General features: G+C 70.6%; 16 protein-coding genes. 14 read left to right on the forward strand and 2 right to left on the reverse strand.

Annotated elements, in window-relative coordinates; all coding sequences use genetic code 11:
- The first annotated feature begins 2 nt into the window (after positions 1-2).
- The 11 genes from FB471_RS19905 (at position 3) to FB471_RS19955 (ending at position 10,538) form a co-directional block, all read left to right on the forward strand.
- Positions 3-1,022 carry an ABC transporter ATP-binding protein gene (locus tag FB471_RS19905; RefSeq protein WP_141999935.1) on the forward strand — a complete coding sequence of 340 codons (1,020 nt, stop codon included), beginning with the start codon at positions 3-5 and terminating at the stop codon, positions 1,020-1,022.
- Entirely contained in the window at positions 1,019-1,807 is a 789-nt protein-coding gene (locus FB471_RS19910; RefSeq protein WP_141999936.1) for an MlaE family ABC transporter permease, read from the forward strand. Before FB471_RS19905 ends, FB471_RS19910 begins: the two co-directional genes overlap by 4 nt.
- 38 nt (positions 1,808-1,845) lie before the next feature.
- Positions 1,846-2,652, forward strand: coding sequence for an MlaE family ABC transporter permease (locus FB471_RS19915; protein ID WP_246076492.1), 807 nt, complete (start codon positions 1,846-1,848; stop codon positions 2,650-2,652).
- Positions 2,649-3,917, forward strand: a complete 1,269-nt coding sequence (locus FB471_RS19920; protein WP_141999938.1) for an MCE family protein — start codon at positions 2,649-2,651, stop codon at positions 3,915-3,917. Before FB471_RS19915 ends, FB471_RS19920 begins: the two co-directional genes overlap by 4 nt.
- Positions 3,914-4,936, forward strand: coding sequence for an MCE family protein (locus tag FB471_RS19925; RefSeq protein WP_141999939.1), 1,023 nt, complete (start codon positions 3,914-3,916; stop codon positions 4,934-4,936). The genes FB471_RS19920 and FB471_RS19925 overlap by 4 nt, the downstream gene beginning before the upstream one ends.
- Positions 4,933-5,937 carry an MCE family protein gene (locus FB471_RS19930; protein ID WP_141999940.1) on the forward strand — a complete coding sequence of 335 codons (1,005 nt, stop codon included), beginning with the start codon at positions 4,933-4,935 and terminating at the stop codon, positions 5,935-5,937. Before FB471_RS19925 ends, FB471_RS19930 begins: the two co-directional genes overlap by 4 nt.
- Positions 5,934-6,992, forward strand: coding sequence for an MCE family protein (locus tag FB471_RS19935; RefSeq protein ID WP_141999941.1), 1,059 nt, complete (start codon positions 5,934-5,936; stop codon positions 6,990-6,992). Before FB471_RS19930 ends, FB471_RS19935 begins: the two co-directional genes overlap by 4 nt.
- Positions 6,993-7,159: 167 nt before the next feature.
- The gene (locus FB471_RS19940; RefSeq protein WP_142002192.1) at positions 7,160-8,230 is read left to right on the forward strand and encodes an MCE family protein; all 1,071 of its coding nucleotides are present in this window, start codon (positions 7,160-7,162) and stop codon (positions 8,228-8,230) included.
- Positions 8,227-9,402 carry an MCE family protein gene (locus FB471_RS19945; RefSeq protein ID WP_141999942.1) on the forward strand — a complete coding sequence of 392 codons (1,176 nt, stop codon included), beginning with the start codon at positions 8,227-8,229 and terminating at the stop codon, positions 9,400-9,402. The genes FB471_RS19940 and FB471_RS19945 overlap by 4 nt, the downstream gene beginning before the upstream one ends.
- On the forward strand, positions 9,399-9,983 hold the full coding sequence (locus FB471_RS19950) for a hypothetical protein (protein ID WP_211358073.1): 585 nt from the start codon (positions 9,399-9,401) through the stop codon (positions 9,981-9,983). Before FB471_RS19945 ends, FB471_RS19950 begins: the two co-directional genes overlap by 4 nt.
- A 9-nt stretch (positions 9,984-9,992) precedes the next feature.
- Complete coding sequence (locus FB471_RS19955) at positions 9,993-10,538, forward strand: nuclear transport factor 2 family protein (RefSeq protein ID WP_141999943.1); 546 nt, start codon at positions 9,993-9,995, stop codon at positions 10,536-10,538.
- 34 nt (positions 10,539-10,572) lie between these two features.
- Here the strand turns inward: FB471_RS19955 and FB471_RS19960 are convergent, their stop codons facing one another.
- A complete protein-coding gene (locus tag FB471_RS19960; protein WP_141999944.1) occupies positions 10,573-11,217 on the reverse strand; it encodes a hypothetical protein in 645 nt (214 codons plus the stop codon).
- Positions 11,218-11,560: 343 nt separating this feature from the next.
- Here FB471_RS19960 and FB471_RS19965 point away from each other — a divergent pair, with 343 nt between their 5' ends.
- The 3 genes from FB471_RS19965 (at position 11,561) to FB471_RS19975 (ending at position 15,504) form a co-directional block, all read left to right on the forward strand.
- Positions 11,561-12,367 carry a S1 family peptidase gene (locus FB471_RS19965; RefSeq protein ID WP_141999945.1) on the forward strand — a complete coding sequence of 269 codons (807 nt, stop codon included), beginning with the start codon at positions 11,561-11,563 and terminating at the stop codon, positions 12,365-12,367.
- 97 nt (positions 12,368-12,464) lie between these two features.
- Positions 12,465-14,471 carry a heavy metal translocating P-type ATPase gene (locus FB471_RS19970; protein WP_142002196.1) on the forward strand — a complete coding sequence of 669 codons (2,007 nt, stop codon included), beginning with the start codon at positions 12,465-12,467 and terminating at the stop codon, positions 14,469-14,471.
- Positions 14,472-14,766: 295 nt separating this feature from the next.
- Complete coding sequence (locus tag FB471_RS19975) at positions 14,767-15,504, forward strand: hypothetical protein (RefSeq protein WP_141999946.1); 738 nt, start codon at positions 14,767-14,769, stop codon at positions 15,502-15,504.
- Between the two features lie 148 nt (positions 15,505-15,652).
- On the opposite strand, the gene FB471_RS19980 is transcribed toward FB471_RS19975, so the two are convergent.
- Positions 15,653-18,514, reverse strand: coding sequence for an ATP-binding protein (locus tag FB471_RS19980; RefSeq protein ID WP_141999947.1), 2,862 nt, complete (start codon positions 18,512-18,514; stop codon positions 15,653-15,655).
- Positions 18,515-18,575: the final 61 nt, after the last annotated feature.

Below are 18,575 nucleotides of genomic sequence, written 5' to 3' on the forward strand. Positions count from 1 at the left end.
CGATGGGTGGCGAGGTGGCAGTGGACGGCCTGAGCAAGTCCTTCGGTGGCCAGAACATCTGGCGGGACGTCTCGCTGGTGTTGCCGGACGGTGAGGTGAGCGTGCTGCTCGGTCCCTCCGGAACCGGCAAGTCCGTGTTCCTGAAATGCCTGATCGGCCTGCTCCGGCCGGAGCAGGGCAGCGTCCGGCTGGACGGGGTGGACCTGGTGCGCTGCTCGGAACACCAGCTGTACGCGGCGCGCAAGCAGTTCGGTGTGCTGTTCCAGGACGGCGCGCTGTTCGGCTCGATGAACCTCTACGACAATATCGCCTTCCCGCTGCGCGAGCACACGCGCAAGAGCGAGGCGGAGATCCGGCACCTCGTCGGGGAGAAGATGGAGCTGGTCGGGCTCACCGGTGCGGAACGGAAGCTACCGGGCGAGCTGTCCGGCGGGATGCGCAAGCGGGCAGGGCTGGCGAGGGCGCTGGTGCTCGAGCCGCGGATCATCCTGTGCGACGAGCCGGACTCCGGCCTCGACCCGGTCCGCACCGCCTACCTCGCGCAGCTGCTGATCGACCTGAACGCGCAGCTGGACACCACGATCCTGATCGTCACGCACAACATCTCCGTCGCCCGCACGGTGCCGGACAACGTGGGCATGCTGTTCCGCCGCAGGCTGGTCATGTTCGGGCCGCGCGAGGTGCTGCTGACCAGTGACGAACCCGCGGTGGCCCAGTTCCTGCGCGGCAGGCGGATCGGACCGATCGGGATGAGCGAGGAGAAGGACAGCGCCACCATGGCCGCGGAGGCGGAGCGGGAGCCGCCCGGCCGACCCGAGGAGCCTGCCGGCGTGGTGCCGCAACTCGAGCCGACCCCAGGGTTGCCGCCGCGCCGGGCCGTGCGGCGGCGCAAGGACCGGGTGATGCGGGTGCTGCACCAGCTCCCGGAGCAGGCACAGCGGGGCATCCTGGCCGGCCTCACCGAGGGCGAGCGGCGCCACTACGGCGTGTCGGTCCCGCAGCCGAGGGGGTACCGCGCATGAGCGCCCCACCGGTCGCGACCATGGGCCTGGCGGCGCTGCGCCAGGTGGGCAGGCTCTGCTCGCTGGGCCTGGACGTGCTCCGGCTGAGCCTGAAACCGCCGTACCAGTTCCGCGAGTTCATCCAGCAGTGCTGGTTCATCGTCCGGGTCAGCATCCTGCCCGCCGCGCTGGTTGCTATCCCGTTCGGTGCGGTGATCGCGTTGCAGCTGGGTTCGCTGACCCAGCAGATCGGCGCGCAGTCCTTCACCGGATCGGCCAGCGTGCTCGCGGTGATCCAGCAGGCCAGCCCGCTGATCACCGCGCTGCTGATCGCCGGCGCGGGAGGAAGTGCCGTCTGTGCCGATCTCGGGTCCCGCACCATCCGGGAGGAGATCGACGCGATGCGCGCACTCGGCGTGTCCCCGATCCACCGGCTGGTGGTGCCGAGAGTGCACGCCGCGATCGTGATCGCGGTGCTGCTGAACGGCATGGTCAGCGTGGTCGGGGTACTCGGCGGCTACTTCTTCAACGTGATCATGCAGGACGGGACGCCCGGCGCCTACCTTGCCTCCTTCTCCGCGCTGGCTCAGCTACCGGACCTGTGGATCAGTGAGATCAAGGCCGTCCTCTTCGGATTCATCGCCGGCGTGGTAGCGGCCTTCCGCGGGCTGAACCCCGGCGGTGGGCCGAAAGGCGTAGGGGACGCGGTGAACCAGTCGGTGGTGATCACCTTCCTGCTGCTGTTCTTCCTCAACTTCATCCTCACGACGATCTACCTGCAGATCGTCCCGCCGAAGGCGTTGTGATCCTGATGGCACACACGGGACTGAAGCAGCGTGGACGCATGGACCGGTCGCTGGACCCGCTCGGCCGGCTCGGGGACCAGCTCTCCTTTTACCTGCGCGCGCTGCTGTGGGTGCCGCGCACCCTGCACCGGTACTACAGGGAAGTGGTGCGGCTACTGGCCGAGGTCAGCTTCGGCACCGGGGCCCTCGCCGTGATCGGCGGCACGATCGGCGTCATGGTCGGCCTTTCCGTGTTCACCGGCACGGTGGTCGGCCTGCAGGGCTTCTCCGCGCTGAACCAGGTCGGCACCTCGGCCTTCGCCGGGTTCCTCTCCGCGTACTTCAACACGCGGGAGATCGCGCCGCTGGTGGCCGGGCTCGCGCTGTCGGCCACGGTGGGCTCCGGGTTCACCGCGCAGCTCGGCGCGATGCGTATCTCCGAGGAGATCGACGCGCTGGAGGTGATGGGCGTGCCGAGCCTGCCCTTCCTGGTGACCACCCGGATCATCGCCGGGTTCATCGCGATCATCCCGCTGTACGTGATCGGACTGCTCACCTCCTACCTCGCCGCGCGCACGATCACGGTGGAGTTCTACGGGCAGTCCACCGGAACCTACGACCACTACTTCACCTTGTTCCTACCCCCGGAGGACGTGGTCTGGTCCTTCGTCAAGGTGCTGGTGTTCAGCGTGGTGATCATCCTGGCGCACTGCTACTACGGCTACCGCGCGGCGGGCGGCCCCGCCGGGGTCGGGGTGGCGGTCGGCCGCGCGGTGCGCTCGGCGATCGTGACCATCGCGGTGCTCGACTTCTTCCTCAGCCTGGCGATCTGGGGGACCACCACGACGGTGAGGATCGCGGGATGACCGGGCACCGAGGGCACAGCCCGGAAGAGCGGTTCCGCAGCCCGGGGCTGCGCGTGCTCGGCGTGGTGTACCTGGTGATCGTGGCGGTGTTCCTCTGGCTCACCATCGCGATCTACCGCGACGTTTTCAGCACCGACGTACCGGTGACGCTGCGCGCCGACCAGGTCGGCAACCAGCTCCAGGCGCACGCGGACGTGAAGATGCGCGGGCTGATCGTCGGCTCGGTGCGTGCCGTGGACAGTCATGGCGACGCCGCGGAGCTCGAGCTGGCCATGGACCCCGAGCTGATCGACAAGGTACCGCGCAACGTCTCCGCCCGGCTGCTGCCGAAGACCCTGTTCGGGGAGCGGTACGTGAGCCTGGTCGAGCCGGAGAACCCGGCACCCACCTCGCTCTCGGCGGGGGACGTGATCGGCCAGGACCGCTCGGCCGCCTCGATCGAGCTGGAACGGGTGCTGAACAACCTGCTGCCCCTGCTGCGTTCGGTGGAACCCGCCGAGCTGGCGAGCACCTTGAACGCGCTCGCCCGTGCGCTGGAGGGGCGCGGGGAACCGCTCGGCGACACGCTGGTCCGGGTCGGCAACTATCTCGGTGAGCTGAACCCGCAACTCCCCGAGATCAAAGCGGACATCACCGCCTTCGCCGATGTCTCGGACACCTACGACGGCGCCGCGGGCGACTTCATGCATGCCCTCTCCGACCTTACGGTGACCAGCAGGACCGTGGTGGAGCAGCGGGCGAACCTGGATGCCCTCTACCGCACGCTCACCGTGGCGACCAAGGATGTCACCGGGTTCCTCGAGCGGAACAAGGACACCCTGATCCGGCTTTCCGCCTCCGCCCGGCCCACCCTGGACGTGCTGGCCCGGTACGCCCCGCAGTACGCCTGCATGCTGGACTCGGTCACCGACCTGATCCCCAGGCTGGAGAAGACCTTCGGCAAGGGGACCGACAAGCCCGGCCTGCACGTGAAGCTCCGGTTCGTGCCGGACCGGGGGCAGTACCATCCGGGCGCCGACGACCCGCGTTACGACGACAAGCGCGGACCCCGTTGCTATGGCTCGGGTGGCGACGAGCCCCCGGCCGAGATCCCCGCACTGTCCATGATGGACTCTGAGATGGGGGCGGCGAACTCCCCGCAGGAACGGAACTTCCTCGCCGCCGTGCTGGCACCCACGCTCGGCGTGCGGCCGGCCGAGGTGCCGGAGTGGAGCGGCCTGCTGGTCGGCCCGCTGCTGCGCGGGACGGAGGTGGAGTTCGAATGAGGGATCTGGTTGCCCCGCTGGTCAAGTTGACCGTGTTCGCCGCGGTCACCCTGCTCAGTACCGGTTTGCTTGCGATGTCGATCGCGAACACCGACTTCCGGTCATCGCACGCCTACTCCGCGCGGTTCACCGACGTCACCTCGCTCGTGGAAGGGGACGACGTGCGCGTGGGCGGGGTGCGGGTCGGCGAGGTGGAACGCATCGAGCTGATCGACCGGCGGCTGGCCAGGGTGGAGTTCTCGGTGGACGCCGAGCGCGTCCTGCCCGCCTCGGTGACGGCGGGCCTGAAGTACCGCAACATGCTCGGGCAGCGTTACATCGCGCTGGAGCGGGGGGCGGGTGAGCTGGACGGGACACTCCCGCCGGGTGGGGAGATCCCGCTGGAGCGCACCAGCCCCGCGCTGGATCTGACCCTGCTGTTCAACGGTTTCCGCCCGCTGTTCCAGGCACTGTCCCCGCAGGACGTGAACAAGCTGTCCTACGAGCTGATCCAGGTGTTCCAGGGCGAGGGCAGCACGGTGGACAGCCTGCTGCGGCACACCGCCTCGCTGACCTCCACCATCGCGGGCAAGGACGAGGTGATCGGCGAGGTGATCGGCAACCTGAACCAGGTGCTGGACACGGTGAACGCCCGCGGCGGGGAGCTGTCCTCCCTGCTGGACACCGTGCAACGGTTCGTTTCCGGGCTGGCCGCGGACCGTGAGCCGGTCGGTGCGGCGATCACCTCGCTCGGCGACCTCGCCGACTCCACCGCCGGGCTGCTCGCGGACGGTCGCCCCGCGCTCCGGTCGAGCATCACCGAGCTCGGCAGGCTGTCCAAGAACCTCGCCGACAACGAGGAGATCGTCGATGCCGCGTTGCGGAACCTCCCGGTGAAGATGGAGTCGGTGACGAGAATGTCCTCCTACGGCTCGTGGATGAACTTCTTCCTGTGCGAGGCGACCACCTCGCCGGCAGCGGCGAACTCGCCGCTGCCACTGGCCGGAATCCCGCGCACCGAGCCGAGGTGCTACCGATGAAGAGCTTCCAGGAACGGAACCAGGCCACCATCGGCGTGCTGAGCATCGTGCTGCTCAGCCTGATCGCGCTGGTCACCTTCTACTCCGAGGACCTGCCGATCATCGGCGGCGGCACCACCTACACCGCGCACTTCAGGGAGGCGGCGGGCCTCACCGCGAGTACCGAGGTCCGGGCCGCCGGGGTGAAGGTCGGCACGGTCACCGAGGTGGAACTGGAGGGCGACCACGTGAAGGTCGCCTTCCGGGTGGACGATGCCTGGGTCGGCGACCGCACCACGGCCGAGATCGGGATCAAGACCCTGCTGGGGTCGAAGTACCTCGCGATCGACCCGCAGGGCAGCGCGCGGCAGGACCCGGACGAGCCCATCCCGCTGGAACGGACCACCACCCCCTTCGACATCAACGAGGTCTTCGACCAGCTTTCCGCCACCGTCGGTGATATCGACACCGACCGGCTGGCGAAGTCGATGCGGGTGCTCACCGAGACCTTCGCGGACTCCCCGCCGCACGTGCGATCGGCGCTGGAGGGACTGTCCGCGCTTTCCGAGACGATCGCCTCCCGGGACGCCGAGCTTGCCAAGCTGCTGGAGAACACGCGCAAGGTCTCCCGCACCTTCGCCGACCGCAAGGACTCGGTGCGGCAACTGCTCTCCGACGGCAATCTGCTGCTGGCGGAGCTCCGCGCGCGCAAGGAGTCGATCAGCGAGCTGCTGTCCGGAACGCGCGAACTCTCCGCGCAGCTACGTGGGCTGGTCGCGGACAACTCCGCGCGGCTGCGCCCGGCGCTGGAGCAGCTGGACCGAGTGAACGCCGTACTGCAACGCAACCAGGACGAGCTGAACCGCAGCCTGGCGCTGGCCGGGCCGTACTACCGGCTGATCGGCAACACCATGGGGAACGGCCGGTGGATCGACACCTACCTGTGCGGGCTGATCGAGCCGCCGGAGGGTGAGCCCTGTGCCCCGCCGAAGGAGCCGTTCCCGCAAGGAGGACCGCGATGAGCCCGGCCGGAACGCGCAAGGGCCTGCGTGCGGGCATCACCCTGACCGTGCTCGCCGTGCTGCTGGCCGCGGCGACCGTGCTGATCATCAGCCCGGGCGGGCAGCAGCGCTTCACCGCGTACTTCACCGCGGCGGTGGGCCTCTACCCCGGCTCGACCGTGCGGGTGCTGGGCATCCCGGTGGGCACGGTGGAGGAGGTGATCCCGGAGGGGCAGCAGGTCCGGGTGGAACTCGCGGTGGACTCGGACGTGGCCATCCCGGAGGGTGCCTCGGCCGCGGTGGTGGCGCCGAGCCTGGTCAGCGACCGGTACGTGCAGTTCGTTCCGGTGTACACGCAGGGCCCGAAACTGGACTCGGGCGCGGTGATCCCGGCCGAGCGCACGGTCACCCCGGCGGAGCTGGACGAGCTGTTCGCCAGCCTGGACGAGCTGGCCGGTGCACTCGGCCCGGATGGGGCGAACTCCGAGGGCGCGCTGTCGGACCTGCTGGACACGCTCGCGGAGAACGCGGCGGGCAACGGGAAGCTGGTCAACGACACCATCGGCAAGCTCGCCGCGGCCAACCGGACACTCGCCGGCACCCGGGACGAGCTGTTCGGCACGGTGTCCGGGCTGCAGGAGTTCACCAGCATGTTGGCCGGTAACGACGACCAGGTGGTCGAGTTCGCCGGGCAGCTGGCCGATATCTCCGCCTTCCTCAGCGGCGAACGCACCGAGCTCGGCGCCGCGGTGGGCGAGCTCGCCACGGCGCTGGAGTCGGTTCGCGGGTTCATCAAGGACAACCGGGGGCAGATTAAATCCAATGTAGACAAACTGGTGGAGATCACTCAGGTACTGGTCGACCAGCGGGACTCGCTGGCCGAGGCGCTGGATACCGCGCCGAACGCGGTGGAGAACTTCTACCAGGGCTACAACCCGCAGCGGCGGACCCTGGATTCGCGGACCCTGCTGCTGGAGTGGTGGCCGCAGTCCCAGCGGGAGTCCGGTGCGCCGGAGGGCGCGCCGGCCCTGCCGCTGCCCCCGGTCGGGCCCGCCTACAGCACGGGAGGGTCCTGAGAGATGGCCCTTGGACAGGAGCTGGCCGCTCGAGGCGACCGGAAGAACGCGCGCGGCGACGGCCCACGAACGGGGAGGCCGGGCGCACCACCCGCGGAGGTGACATTCGTGAATGAAGTCCGAGCCCGGCCGAGCCGGTCGTGCCGCGCGTTCAGGAACAAGCACTGATGCGTGGCCGGGTGCTCGCAGTGGCCGTGCTGGCCGCGTTCTCACTTTCCGGCTGCGGCGCCGGAGGGTTCAACGGGATCTACGCGCTGCCGCTACCCGGCGGGGCCGACCTCGGCGAGCAGCCGTACCAGGTGACCATCGAGTTCGCCAACGTGCTCGACCTCGTACCGCAGGCCGGGGTCAAGGTGAACGACGTCCCGGTCGGCAGGGTGGACCGGATCGAGGTCGCGCCGCGGGACTGGACGGCGCGGGTGACCGTGTCGGTGAACGGGTCGGTCGAGCTGCCCGCCAACGCCCGCGCGAGTGTGCGGCAGTCCAGCCTGCTCGGGGAGAAGTTCGTCGAGCTGAGCGAGCCCGCCGGCGGCGGGACCGGGAAGCTCACCGATGGCGCGCTGATCCCGCTGGAACGCAGCAATCGCAACGCCGAGGTCGAGGAGGTCTTCGGCGCGCTCTCCCTGCTGCTCAACGGGGGCGGCGTCGGGCAGATGCAGCAGATCACCAGCGAGCTGAACAACGCGCTGGACGGCAACGAGGCCGGTATCCGTGCCTTGCTGTCCAATATGGATACGTTCGTGGGTCAGCTGGACACGCACCGGCACGAGATCACCAGGGCGCTGGAGGGGGTCAACCGGCTCTCGGCGACCCTTGCCGGGCAGCGCGAGCGGATCGACGAGGTGTTGCGCGACCTGGAACCCGGGGTGGAGATCCTGGCGCGGCAACGTGAGTCGCTGGTGACCATGTTGCGCTCGCTGGACGCGCTGTCCGAGGTCGCGGTGGACACGATCGACGAGGCGGGCGCGGACATGGTGGCCGACCTCGAGCGGCTGGCACCCATCCTGCGCAACCTCGCCGATGCCGGCAAGGACCTGCCCGAGGCCTTCGAGATGTTGCTGACCTTCCCGTTCCCGGACTCGGCGATGGAGATGTTCCAGGGCGACTACGGGAACGTGTTCGTCGACCTCGACGCCGCGGTACCCGCCGGTGAACCCACCGAGCCCGGCGAGCCAGGGGGTCCGGTCGTTCCGCTCCGTCCGATGGATTCACCCGCGTTGCCAGGGGGCGAGAAATGATCACCCGCAAGGTACAGCTCCAGGTCGTCGTGTTCGTGCTGGTGGCGCTGGTCGGTGTGAGCTACGTCGGGTACAGCTATGCCGGGCTGGACCGGATGTTCGGCGGCAGCGGGATGGTGGTGCAGGTGCGGCTGGCCTCCTCGGGCGGGCTGTTCACCAACGGTGAGGTCACCTACCGCGGGGTGCAGGTCGGGCGGGTCGGCCCGATGCGGCTTGCCGACGAGGGGATCGAGGCCGACCTGTACATCGAGGACTCGGCCCCACCCATCCCGGCGGATACCGAGGCCGTGGTGACCAACCGCTCCGCCGTGGGAGAGCAGTACCTCGACCTGCGCCCGCGGTCGGCGGAAGGGCCGTTCCTCACCGAGGGCTCGGTGATCGAGCAGGACCGGACCAGCCTCCCGCTACCGGTCGAACAAGTGATGTCCACGTTGGACAACATGGTCGCCTCGGTGCCGCTGGAATCGCTGCGTACCGTCGTGCGCGAGGCGGGGGAAGCCTTCCAGGGCACCGGGCCCGACCTCGGTCGGCTGCTGGACAGCGCGGACGCGTTCACCCGCACGGCCGTGGAACACCTGCCGCAGACCAGCAGGCTGATCACTGACGCGCGCACGGTGCTGAACACGCAGGTGGAGCAGTCGCCCGCGATCGACTCGTTCAGCCGGGACCTGCGGTTGCTCGCCGACCAGTTCAAGCGCTCCGACGGCGACCTGCGCAGGCTGATCGGCGCCACCCCGCCGGTCGCCGAGGAGACCAGCGCGCTACTGGCCGAGTCCGGGCGGGGTCTCGGGCTGGTGCTGGCGAACCTGCTGACCCCCTCGATGATCTTCGAGACCAGGACCGACGCCACCGAGCAACTGCTGGTCTACTACCCGCTCGCGCTCGACGCGACCGGCGAGGTGGTCGGTGCGGACGGGGAGGCCCGGTTCGCCTCCGTGCTGCGCTTCTTCGAACCCGAGCCGTGTATCCGGGGGTACGAGGACACGGTGTACCGGCCGGGCACCGACACCTCGCCCGCGCCGGAGGTGAACACGCAGGCGCGCTGCACCCTGCCGTACGGGCATCCGAGCTCGGTCCGGGGTTCGCAGCGCGCACCGAAAGGAGCACCCGCGCCCGATCCGGGCAGCCTGAGCCAGCTGCTCGGGGTTGATCTGCTGCGAGGTGGACGGTGACCAGTACCGCCGAACCGACGGAAACCACCGATGCCGAGGTGCCGGGGGAGGAACGCGAACCGGTCCGCACCCGGCGGCGACCGCGGCCGGGCACCATTCTCGCGTTGGTGCTGGTGGTCGCCTCGCTCGGCTACGCGGGGTGGTTCGGGGTCTCCTGGTGGCGGGCCGCCGAGCAAGCCGGTGGCTACGCGCAGGCACGAGACGAGGTGTTGCGGGTCGGCGAGCAGGGTGTCACCAACCTCACCACCATGGACCACACCCGGTTCGAGGAGGGTATGAGCCGGTGGCGCGACTCGGCGACCGGTGCGTTGCGGGACAGCCTGGTACAGGACGCCCAGCGGACCAGGGAACGGATCACCGGCGCGAAGACCTCCACCCGCGGGAAGGTGGTGGACGCCGCGGTCACCGAGTTGGACCAGCGGGCGGGCGCCGCCACGGTGATCGCCGCCGCGGAGATCACCGTGACCAGGGAGGGCGCCGAGCCCGCGGTGCGGCGTAACCGGTTCCGGGTCGAGCTGAGCCGCACCGACGACGGCTGGAAGTTGAGTGCGCTGAGCGCGGTCGGCGTGGGTGGCGAGTGAGGAGTGTCGATGTCGAGACTACGGCGATTGCGGCGATGGCGACCATGGCGGCGTAGACCCGGTACGCCGGTGTTGCTGGTGCTGGCCGCGGCGGTGCTGGTGGGGCTCGGGTCCTGGTTCCTCGTCGAGGCGCGGTCCGTGGCCTCCGGCGGCGCGGGCGGCAACGCCGCCCTGGTGGACACCGGCCTGACCACCGAGGTGAGCGGGCAGGTCGGCGAGGCGTTGGAGCGGATCTTCTCCTACTCCTATGACGATATGGCGGCCACCGAGCGGGCGGCGCAGGACGTGCTCGCGGGTTCCGCCGTTGAGGACTACGACCTGCTGTTCGGGCAGGTTCGGGCGAAGGCGCCCGAGCAGAAGCTGGTGCTGTCCACCACGGTTTCGGTCAGCGGGGTGCGGACCCTCGACTCCTCCCGTGCGCACCTGCTGGCGTTCCTCGACCAGACGGCCACCAGGGTGGACACCGGCAAGAGCAGCGCCACCGGGGCGGCGCTGAGCGTGGACGCCGAGCGCGTGGACGGCCGCTGGAGGATCACCGAGCTGGTGCCCCGCTGAGGCCGGGGCGCGCCGGGCGCGCCCCGGCGGCCGGTCAGTTGGCCCAAGCGAGGGTGAGTTTCAGGTCGTTGTCCGGGCCGGCGATCAGGGCGTCCAGCGCGAGGTCGGCGACCCACGGGATGACGGTGAGTACCTTGCAACCACTGAACTTCGGGATGGTGAACGTGCTGAGCAGGTCGCCGCCGACCAGCGGGTTGAAGCCGGGGGCGGAGGTCAGGGAAACCGTGGCCGGGGTCTTCGTCCGGCAGTTGTCCCCGATGAACGCGGGCACTCCCGCAATCTTCACATTGCTCAGTTTCAGGGTGACTTCCGCCTCCGCCGTCACGGATCCGCCATCAATTGTTCCGGTGGTCTGGCCTTGCGGGATCAAATCGAGGTCGGCGCTCACCGGAACGAAACCGAATACGGTGAACTCGCCGTGCGCCGTCTCCATGTCGAGGTCGGCGACGAATTCACCGGACACCACGTCGATGTGTGCGGACAGGCTGCCATGGCCCAGCTCGACGGTGGAATCGAGTTTCTCCACCTGCGCCGTGCCACCGGTGACATCGTAGTTGAAGACGACCGGCGCGGCGGCGGCCGTTCCGGCACTCAGCAGGCCACTGACCAGTACCGCGGCCCCGCAGGTCGCCGCGAGCCGGTGCCAGGGTCTTGATCTCTTGCGTGAACCATTCAGCATGGAAATCTCCTGCATGACGAGCAGATACGAATACAACTTTGGTCACAGATGTTTCGCAGGGTATACCTACCAGCTGGTAGGTTACAGTTGTGTGTTGCCCGCCACAAGGCCATTTCGGGTATTGTTAATTTCTGGTTGTCGTGCCGGTTTATTTGTACTCCGCATGACTAGTTCCGCTATCGGGTTTTGTCGCCGGGGTGAGCACACCCCCCGCCCGGGGGATGTGGTGTGAACGTGCGTGCGATGGGAACGGGCACCGACTTTCGTCTGGTGACCGGGTGTCCCGGCTCGCTCACTCTTTCGGGGACGCCGGTGATCGTCGCCGGCGGGAAGGAGAGACCGGATGCGCAAGCGTGCGCTCGCCGCGGCCCTGCTGGCCGGCTCAGCCATGACCCTTGGCCTGGTGGCCCCCGCCACCGCCGCCGAGCGGGACTCCGGGGTGCAGCCGTTCATCGTGGGCGGCGTGGACGCGACCGAGACCTACGGCTTCATGGCGGGTATGCAGACCAGGGATGGTCGGCACAACTGCGGCGCCTCGCTGATCAGTGCTCAGTGGCTGGTGACCGCCGCGCACTGCGTGACCGATCCGTCCACCGACAGCGCCGTGGACCCCTCGCGGTGGCAGTACCGGATCGGTACCACCGACCGCACCAGCGGCGGTGAGGTCGCCGAGGTGGCCGAGTTCATCCCGCACGAGAACTGGTCCTGGAGCGGGCCGGGGCAGTACGACATCGCGCTGGCGCGGTTGGCCGCACCGGTGGCCGCGGAGCCGATCGAGATCGGCAGCTCTCCCGCGCCGGGTACCGAGGTCAGGGAACTCGGCTGGGGGCTGACCTGCCCCACCCGTGGCTGCGGGCAGGCGCCGGTCACGCTGCAGCAGCTGGACACCACGATCGCCGCCGACGGCCGCTGCGGCCGCGGGTTCGACCCGGACAGTGAGCTGTGCATGGACAACAAGGGCGGTGAAGGCAGCTCCTGCTACGGCGACTCCGGCGGTCCCGCCGTGGTCCGCGGCGGCGGCAGGTGGGTGCTGGTCGGCGCCACCAGCCGGGGGCAGACCGCGAGCTGCCCCGAGCTCCCCGGCATCTACACCGATGTGACCTCCTACACCGGGTGGATCGCCGAGCGGACCGGCGGCCAGGTGAGCTGACCAGGCGCGACGCCCGCGGCGGTGGACTCACCGCCGCGGGCGTCGACGCGTTCGCCGAGTTGCCAACATACCCTCTAGGGGTATGGTAGGCGGCGTGATGGACACGCACGCCGGACACGAAACCGGGCAGCACGAACACGAGCACGGTGACCACGCCGCGGTCTTCCGGGACCGCTTCTGGTTGAGCCTCGGCCTTTCCGTGCCGGTGGTCGCGGGCAGCCACATGGTTGCCGACCTGCTCGGGTACCACATCCCGCCCTGGGCGGGCTGGGTCGCTCCGGTCCTGGGCACGGTCGTCTTCCTCTACGGTGGCTGGCCGTTCCTCTCCGGCGCGGTGGGCGAGCTGCGCCAGCGGCAGCCGGGGATGATGACACTGGTCGCGCTGGCGATCAGCGTGGCGTTCATCGCCAGCGGCCTCACCTCGCTCGGGGTCGGCGGGCTCCGGCTGGACTTCTGGTGGGAGCTCGCGCTGCTGGTCGTGATCATGCTGCTCGGGCACTGGCTGGAAATGCGCGCCCTCGGCCAGGCATCCGGGGCCCTGGAGGCCCTTGCCGAGCTGCTGCCGGACGACGCCGAACGCGTCGAGGACGGTGGCGAGGTGCGCACGGTGACGCTGGACGAGCTGCGGGTCGGGGACGTCGTGCTGGTCCGCTCCGGTGGGCGGGTGCCCGCCGACGGGACCGTGGCCGAGGGCGCGGCCGAGCTGGACGAGTCCATGGTCACCGGCGAGTCGGGCACGGTGCGCAGGGCCGAGGGCGACCAGGTGGTCGCCGGCACCGTGGCCACCGACTCGGCGATACGGATCCGGGTGGACGCGGTCGGCGAGGACACCGCGCTGGCCGGGATCCAGCGGCTGGTCGCGGATGCCCAGGGCTCCCGCTCGCGGGCCCAGGCGCTGGCCGACCGGGCCGCCGCACTGCTGTTCTGGTTCGCCCTGCTGGCCGGGGTGCTCACCTACGTGGTCTGGTCCTTGCTCGGGGGCGCCACCGATGCCGTCGAGCGCACGGTCACCGTGCTGGTGATCGCCTGCCCGCACGCCCTCGGGCTGGCGATCCCGCTGGTGATCGCGATCTCCACCGGTATCTCGGCCCGTGCGGGCATCCTGGTCACCGACCGGCTGGCGCTGGAGCGGATGCGCACGGTGGACACGGTGCTTTTCGACAAGACCGGCACCCTCACCAGGGGACGCCCCGCGGTGAGCGAGGTGCTGGCCACCGGCCGGGCCGACGAGGACACCGTGCTGGGGCTGGCGGCCGCGGCCGAGCACGATTCGGAACATCCACTCGCGGCGGCCATTGTGGACGCGGCGAGCGAGCGGATGAAGCTGCCGCGGGCAACGGGGTTCCGCTCGTTGACCGGACGTGGCGTAGTAGCCACAGTGGACGGAAAGGAGATCGCGGTCGGCGGTCCTTCACTGCTGCGGCACTACGAGGTCGAACCTCCCGCGGAGCTCGACCGGCGCACCAGGGCACTCGCCGACCGGGGTGCGACCGTGTTGCACGTCCTGCGGGACGGTGGCGTGATCGGCGCGCTGGCGTTGGCCGACGAGATCCGGCCGGAGTCGAGGCAGGCCGTGGACGCGCTGCATGCCGAGGGCGTCCGGGTCGTGATGATCACCGGCGATGCCCGTAACGTCGCCGAGTCGGTTGCCGCCGAGCTCGGGGTGGACGAGGTGTTCGCCGAGGTGCTGCCGCAGGACAAGGATTCGGCCGTGGCGCGGTTGCAGGAACGTGGCCAGCGGGTGGCCATGGTCGGTGACGGGGTGAACGACGCGCCCGCGCTCGCCAGGGCCGATGTCGGTATCGCGATCGGTGCGGGCACGGATGTGGCGATCGAGTCGGCGGGTGTGGTGCTGGTGTCCGACGACCCGCGCGGGGTGCTCGCCGCCCGCAGGCTTTCCGTTGCCAGCTACCGGAAGATGTGGCAGAACCTCGGTTGGGCGGCCGGGTACAACCTGGCGGCCGTCCCGCTGGCGGCCGGCGTGCTCGCCTCGGTCGGGTTCGTGCTGCCACCAGCGGTGGGCGCCGTCGTGATGAGCCTGTCCACGATCGTGGTGGCGCTGAACGCCCAGTTACTCCGCAGGGTGCGCCTCTCGGGGGAGTGATCGCCGCACCGGAGGCGGAGGAGTCCGACCGAAAGTTGACTCGGTGCGCGGATGTTCACTCTATCGAGTCGATTATTGTTTCAGCTCGGCCGCGCGGTAGTGACAAGCGCGTCGGTAGCCGGTAAACAGCATTTAGTAACCGGATGCGGTCGCGGTGTCAAGGGTGATCACGTCCGGTGGCATGGGGAACACTCGAAACGGCTCGACCGGGCAGTTCGCGGTGCCTGATCAACAAAGGCGCCGGCGGACGGAGTGCCTGCCGGCGGTTGGCGGCGCACGTCGATGGAGGTAGCTGATGGCGCGCACGGTCCCGCGAAACAGGCCGCGCAGCGGGGCGGAGGACGCCGGTTCCGTCGCCGAGGTGCGCGATCGCACCGGCATCCTCGCTGCCAGCCTCTCCGGGCAACGCGCTCCCCTTGCCACGATGGAGCCGGACGGCCCCGCGGAGACCTGGCCGGTCGCCGCGGACCACCAGCCTGCCGACTGGTTCGAGCCCGTCTCCAGGCCCCGCGAACTCGGCCGCGCCGGGGTGGTCGCCTGGGCGGCAGGCGCGCTCATGTTCGTGGTGCTGGTCAGCGGTGTCTACGGAACCGGCCACGACCGCGACACCCCCGCCGACGCCTCGGACGGCCGGGCGCAACCGACGACCACCACGCCCGCGCCGGTGATCGAGATCCCGCCGAAACCCACACCGGTGTCCCGGGACGCCGGTGCCGACACCGAGCCCAGCCCGAAGCCCGCCGTCGAGCCGAAGCCCGCGCCCCGGCGGGAACCGACCCCCGCCGCGAGGACCGAGGCCGAACGCCCGGTCGCCCGTAGCGCCCCGCCGCCGTCCTCGAAGGAACCCTCGGAGGAGCCGCGCGAACAGGTGCGGATCCAGATCCCGAGCCTGCAGGACTTCGTCGACTACCACGAGTTGTCCGACTTCACCGGCTTCGCGGAGTTCGGCGACCGCGGTTCCCGGCAGACCGCGACCCTGCGCGCCGACGAACCGGAGTTGCGGATCTTCCCGGAGGCGTTCCTCCCCCGCTGAGGCTGCGCGTCAGCGGCCAACGCCCGTATGTGGATGGCCAACGCGCGCACAGACGGCAAACACGCCGGTCGCCCGTGTTTGCCGCTCACGCGCGTGTGTTGGCGATCCACGCGCATGCGTTGGCCGTTGGCGCACGCCTCCGGCCCGGTCAGCTGGCCTTCTGCGGGGCCTGTTTGCCCACCTCGGTGCGCGAACGCAGGCCGAGTTTGCGCAGCACGCGGGTCACGTGCTGCTCCACGGTGCGCGGGGAGAGGAACAGGCCCTCGGCGATCTCCCGGTTGGTGCGCCCGCAGGCCAGCATCGCGGCCACCTCGCGTTCCCGTGGCGAGAGCTGGTCGCCGTAGCCGCGCCGGCCCCGCCGGGACGGGCGCCAGGCGCCGAGCTCGCGTAACGCGTACCGGCAACGACCGGCGTCCCTGGCCGCGCCGAGCCGGGCGTAGGCCTCCGCGGCGGCGCGCAGCCCGTCTACGCCGCCCTGCACGCCGGCGGCCAGCCGGCAGCAGGCGGCCTCCTCGGCGGATACCGCGGCGGGGTATGGCATCGGCAGCGCGAGGTAGCCCCTGCCGGCCTCGTCGAAGGCCTCCGCCGCCCGCTCGTGCTCGGCCTGGGCCTCCAGCAGCACCGCCCTGGCGGCCACCAGGCTGGTATGTGCGAACGGCGCGTCCAGGCCGGCGATACCCGCGGCGAACTCGGTGACGGCCGCCACGGCCTCCGGCGACCGCCCGGCGAGCGCGTAGGCCCGCGCGGCGGCCGGAAGCAACTCGGCGGCCCACACCCAGACCCCCTTGCGCCGCGCTAGGCGCAGGCCGTGCTCGGCGGCCTCGGCCGCCCCGCGCACGTCCTCGGTGGCCAGCAGGACCCTGGTGAGCATGCCCGCCGCGGACAGTGCCACCGGCAGCACGGCGCCCTGCGGTTTGGCCAGCCCGGTGGCCCGCAGCAGGCGCTGCGCCGCGTCGAACTCGCCCCGCACCGCGGCGAGCGCGCCCCGCACCAGCTGGGCGTCCGCGACCACCGGACCGATATCGGAGTAGCGCTGCTGGGTCGACTCCGCGCGTTCGGCGAGGCCGTTCCAGTCGCCGGTGACCCAGTCCAGCCGCAACCGCGAGCCACCGGCGGTGCTGCCGACGAACAGCGCCCCCGCGGCCTCGGCCATCCGGGTGCCACCCGCCAGCAGCTCCGCGGCCCGGTCCAGCCGGCCGATCCAGGACTGCGCGTCGGCGAGGTTGCACCACAATCGCGCGAGCTGCACCCGTTCACCCGCGGTGGGGGCGGTGTCCGGCAGGCGCTCGAACTCCTGCCAGGCCGTGCCGTCGCCGATATGCGCCCTGCTCGCGATCCGGTCGGCGCGCAGCGCGAGCCGCAGCTCGACGTCCTCGATCTCCGGGAACACCGCGTCCACTTCGGACATCCAGTGCTCGTGCCAGACCAGTGGGGTGAGCCCCTCCAGCGGGATGGCCAGCAGGTTGTACCCGCGTACCGCAAGGTCCGGGCGGTCGGCCAACTCGGCGACGGCCTGCTCCACCTGTGCCCTTGCCCGCAGCAACCGCCCGGGCAGTCGCGCCAGCAGCAGCCCGAGGTTGAGCCGGATCCGGCCCCTGGCGATCCGGCCGAGCTCACCGCGGTCGACCACCCCGCGCAGCGTCCCGATCAGTTCGGGCCGGTGCGCGCGCAGCGCGATCTCGCTGAGCCGCACCGCGAACCGTTCCGCGTCCGGGGCGCCGAGCGGACCGTCCAGCAGTTCCTGCAACACGTCCAGTGCCGCCGAGGTCTGCCCCTCGCCGACCGCGCGCTCCACCGCGGCCTCGGCGTACCGCAGCCATTCCGGCAGGTGACCGGCCGCTCGGGCATGCCGGGCAAGCTGCGCCAGCGGCGGGTTCTCGCCGGTGCCGAGTATGTCGATCGCCTTGTTGTGCAACTGCTCGCGTTCCGGGGGGCTGATCGACTCGTACACCGCGGCACGGGCGAATCCGTGCCGGAAGCCGTAACGGTCCGGGATGACCTCATGCAGCACGCCGCCCCGCACCGCGGCGGTCAGCGCGGCGCACAGCCTGCCGGTGCGCAACCCGCACAGGGCGCCGATCGTGCCGGCCTCCGCGGGCGTGCCGAGCACGGCGGCCGCCCTGGCCAGCGCGGCGGCCGGCTCGGGCAACTCGGCCATCCGGGCATGCATGACCTCGCGCAGCGGCGCCGGAACGGCCAGCTCGTCCAGCATCCGGCCGCCCGCGCCATCGGTGACCGGCGCGCCGGACACCGTCAGCGCGCGCAGGGTTTCCTCGATCACGAAGGGGATTCCCGCGGTGCGGTCGTGCAGTTTCCTGGTGAACTCGATGTCCACTGTGGATTTTTTGAGGAACGATGTGGTCAGGGTGTGCACCTCGCGCGCCCCCAGTGGCCGCAGCCGCAGCCGGACGGTGGGCACGCCGACGGCGATCCGCGCGGGTGACTCGAGCGGCCCGCCAGGAGGCAACTCGGTGTCGGTGTAGGTCAGCAGGACGCCGAGCCGTTCCGGCGGGTCGGCGAGCACGAACCGCAACACCTCGCGGGTGAGCGGGTCCGCCCACTGCAGGTCGTCGATGACCAGCAGGGCGCGGCCGCAGGCCGCCAGTAACTCGCGGATCGCGCGGAACTGCCGATGCCGCTCGGCCGCCCGGTCCGGCAACGGCTCCGGGCAGGCCGGCAGCGCGTCGGCGATCTCCGGTAGCAGCGGGCGCAGCACCCCGGCCACGGAGCTCAGCGGGCCCAGCGGGTCCAACCCGCCGGTGCGGCGCAGCGCGTCGAGCACCGGGCCGTAGGGGAACGGGTCGTGCGCGGGCCGGCAGGCACCGAGCAGCAGGTTGTCGGCGCGGAACTCGCTGCGCCGCAACAGCTCCCGCGCCAGCCTGGTCTTGCCGACACCGGCCTCGCCTGCCACCAGCGCGACCGAGGGGCGTTTGTCCAGCAAGTCGGTGAGCGTCTCGAGGTCACGCGTGCGTCCGACGAGCGCGGGCGAGCCGTCGAGCAGGGCGGCCATGATGGCTCTCCTTCGGCGCAGCGGCAGGGGTACGCGGCGCTGAAGAAAGCGTAGGCAGGAG

This window comes from Amycolatopsis cihanbeyliensis, assembly GCF_006715045.1.
Lineage (GTDB): Bacteria > Actinomycetota > Actinomycetes > Mycobacteriales > Pseudonocardiaceae > Amycolatopsis > Amycolatopsis cihanbeyliensis.

What these genes read in the sequence shown, in the direction of transcription:
- FB471_RS19980 (WP_141999947.1), bottom strand. Translation starts at nt 18,514, where the DNA reads ATGGCCGCCCTGCTCGACGGCTCGCCCGCGCTCGTCGGACGCACGCGT.
- FB471_RS19960 (WP_141999944.1), bottom strand. Translation starts at nt 11,217, where the DNA reads ATGCTGAATGGTTCACGCAAGAGATCAAGACCCTGGCACCGGCTCGCG.
- FB471_RS19920 (WP_141999938.1), top strand. Translation starts at nt 2,649, where the DNA reads ATGACCGGGCACCGAGGGCACAGCCCGGAAGAGCGGTTCCGCAGCCCG.
- FB471_RS19925 (WP_141999939.1), top strand. Translation starts at nt 3,914, where the DNA reads ATGAGGGATCTGGTTGCCCCGCTGGTCAAGTTGACCGTGTTCGCCGCG.
- FB471_RS19930 (WP_141999940.1), top strand. Translation starts at nt 4,933, where the DNA reads ATGAAGAGCTTCCAGGAACGGAACCAGGCCACCATCGGCGTGCTGAGC.
- FB471_RS19965 (WP_141999945.1), top strand. Translation starts at nt 11,561, where the DNA reads ATGCGCAAGCGTGCGCTCGCCGCGGCCCTGCTGGCCGGCTCAGCCATG.
- FB471_RS19975 (WP_141999946.1), top strand. Translation starts at nt 14,767, where the DNA reads ATGGCGCGCACGGTCCCGCGAAACAGGCCGCGCAGCGGGGCGGAGGAC.
- FB471_RS19970 (WP_142002196.1), top strand. Translation starts at nt 12,465, where the DNA reads ATGGACACGCACGCCGGACACGAAACCGGGCAGCACGAACACGAGCAC.
- FB471_RS19935 (WP_141999941.1), top strand. Translation starts at nt 5,934, where the DNA reads ATGAGCCCGGCCGGAACGCGCAAGGGCCTGCGTGCGGGCATCACCCTG.
- FB471_RS19905 (WP_141999935.1), top strand. Translation starts at nt 3, where the DNA reads ATGGGTGGCGAGGTGGCAGTGGACGGCCTGAGCAAGTCCTTCGGTGGC.
- FB471_RS19915 (WP_246076492.1), top strand. Translation starts at nt 1,846, where the DNA reads ATGGACCGGTCGCTGGACCCGCTCGGCCGGCTCGGGGACCAGCTCTCC.
- FB471_RS19945 (WP_141999942.1), top strand. Translation starts at nt 8,227, where the DNA reads ATGATCACCCGCAAGGTACAGCTCCAGGTCGTCGTGTTCGTGCTGGTG.
- FB471_RS19910 (WP_141999936.1), top strand. Translation starts at nt 1,019, where the DNA reads ATGAGCGCCCCACCGGTCGCGACCATGGGCCTGGCGGCGCTGCGCCAG.
- FB471_RS19940 (WP_142002192.1), top strand. Translation starts at nt 7,160, where the DNA reads ATGCGTGGCCGGGTGCTCGCAGTGGCCGTGCTGGCCGCGTTCTCACTT.
- FB471_RS19955 (WP_141999943.1), top strand. Translation starts at nt 9,993, where the DNA reads ATGTCGAGACTACGGCGATTGCGGCGATGGCGACCATGGCGGCGTAGA.